General features: G+C 71.9%; 1 protein-coding gene. It reads right to left on the reverse strand.

What is annotated here, in order from left to right:
• Positions 1-139: 139 nt before the first annotated feature.
• Positions 140-1915: a biotin carboxylase N-terminal domain-containing protein gene (locus tag J0670_RS36660; RefSeq protein ID WP_207817104.1), complete on the reverse strand. Its 1776-nt coding sequence runs from the start codon at positions 1913-1915 to the stop codon at positions 140-142.
• Positions 1916-2052 lie beyond the last annotated feature (137 nt).

Consider the following 2052-nt stretch of genomic DNA (forward strand, 5'->3'; position numbering starts at 1 on the left):
CAAGGCGGGCACCGTGGTCGGCCTCAAGGCCGAGTTGGGCATGCAGCGCGGGCGCTGACCGCACCGATGGCGTAGAACGCGACCGGTCCGCACACCCCGAGGGGCGTACGGACCGGTCGGTGATCGACGGTTCGGTACGTCAGTCCTTGATCTCGCAGAGCGCGGCGCCGCTGCTGACACTCGCACCCACCTCGGCCTTGAGGCCGACCACGGTGCCCGCCTTGTGGGCGTTCAGCGGCTGCTCCATCTTCATCGCCTCCAGGACCACGATCAGCTCGCCCTCGGCGACGACCTGGCCCTCCTCGACGGCGACCTTGACGATGGTGCCCTGCATCGGCGAGGCCAGGGTGTCACCGCTGAGGGCCGAACCGGCCTTCTTGGCGCCCACCCGGCGCTTGGCCTTGGCGGCACCCGCCGCACCGGCCGCCGGGGCCGCCGCGACGCCCAGCGAGGACGGCAGCGAGACCTCGATCCGCTTGCCGCCGACCTCGACCACCACGGTCTCCCGGGTCTCGGCCTCCTCGGCCTCGCCGGCCGAGCCCGCGAACGCCGGGATGGTGTTGTCGAACTCGGTCTCGATCCAGCGGGTGAAGACCTTGAACGGCTCGTCGCTGCCGTGCACCTCGGGCGCGAACGCCGGGTCGGTGACGACCGCCTGGTGGAACGGGATGGCGGTGGCCATGCCCTCGACCTTGAACTCGTTCAGCGCGCGCCGGGCCCGCTCCAGGGCCTGCTTGCGGTCGCGGCCGGAGACGATCAGCTTGGCCAGCAGGGAGTCCCAGGCCGGGCCGATGACCGAGCCGGACTCCACGCCGGAGTCCAGGCGCACGCCCGGGCCGGACGGCGGGGCGAACAGCGTCACGGTGCCGGGCGCGGGCAGGAAGTTGCGGCCCGGGTCCTCGCCGTTGATGCGGAACTCGAAGGAGTGGCCGCGCACCTCGGGGTCGCCGTAGCCCAGCTCCTCGCCGTCGGCGATCCGGAACATCTCGCGGACCAGGTCGATGCCGGTGACCTGCTCGGTGACCGGGTGCTCCACCTGGAGACGGGTGTTGACCTCCAGGAAGGAGATCGTGCCGTCCAGCGCCACCAGGAACTCGCAGGTCCCGGCGCCGACGTAGCCGGCCTCCTTCAGGATGGCCTTGGACGCGCGGTACAGCTCGGCGTTCTGCTCCGGGGTCAGGAACGGCGCGGGCGCCTCCTCGACCAGCTTCTGGTGCCGGCGCTGGAGCGAACAGTCACGGGTGGAGACGACCACCACGTTGCCGTGCTTGTCCGCGAGGCACTGGGTCTCCACGTGCCGCGGGTTGTCCAGGTAGCGCTCGACGAAGCACTCGCCGCGGCCGAAGGCGGCGACCGCCTCGCGCACCGCCGACTCGTACAGCTCCGGGATCTCCTCCAGCGTGCGGGCGACCTTCAGGCCGCGGCCGCCGCCGCCGAACGCCGCCTTGATGGCGACCGGCAGGCCGTGCTCACGGGCGAAGTCGACCACCTCGTCGGCGCCCGAGACCGGGTCCGGGGTGCCGGCCACCAGCGGGGCGCCGGCGCGCTGCGCCACGTGGCGGGCGGTCACCTTGTCGCCGAGGTCGCGGATGGCCTGCGGCGGCGGGCCGATCCAGGTCAGGCCCGCGTCGATGACGGCCTGGGCGAACTCGGCGTTCTCCGAGAGGAACCCGTAGCCGGGGTGGACGGCGTCGGCGCCGGAGTCCTCGGCGGCCTTGAGGACCTTGGCGATGTCCAGGTAACTGGTGCCGGGGGTGTCACCGCCCAGCGCGTAAGCCTCGTCGGCCGCGCGGACGTGCAGCGCATCCCGGTCCGGCTCGGCGTAGACGGCGACGCTGGCGATACCGGCGTCCGAGCAGGCCCGGGCGACGCGGACGGCGATTTCCCCGCGGTTGGCGATGAGCACCTTGCGCACTGTGGCTCCCTTCTTGAACCTCGTTGAGTTTATGGATTCCTGGGCGGTACCGGCGAGTAGCCCCAGGTTGTGAACTATCCCACACGCACCGTGATGGAAATCCGGGCCCGTCCGACCGCCCGTACGGCGACCGCGCA

It is taken from the genome of Streptomyces sp. FH025 (assembly GCF_017427025.1).
Classification (GTDB): domain Bacteria; phylum Actinomycetota; class Actinomycetes; order Streptomycetales; family Streptomycetaceae; genus Kitasatospora.